The 243-nt window shown below is 50.2% G+C and carries 1 rRNA gene; it reads right to left on the reverse strand.

Annotated features, from left to right (window positions below):
• Nucleotides 1–71, reverse strand: a 5S ribosomal RNA gene (gene rrf / locus AC0IYH_RS33475); the annotation flags it as partial.
• Nucleotides 72–243: the final 172 nt, after the last annotated feature.

Genomic DNA, 243 nt, shown 5'->3' on the forward strand with positions numbered 1-243 from the left:
TCGGCGATGCATCGTTTCACTACTGCGTTCGGGATGGGATCAGGTGGGTCCAATGCCCTATGGTCGTCAAGAAATTCGGGTCCAGAGTCGTGACCAGTTGGCCTCGCTTCAGCAAATTGGGTAGGTGACAGCCAGGTGTTTTGTGAGATATCGAACTTTCGGCTCGTATCATCTTCACACACCGCAATCTGGTCACTTTCGTCATTTCAACGAGGAGCATCAAATTGCTTGGGTGTTATATGG

The organism is Pseudomonas sp. AC463, from assembly GCF_979253585.1.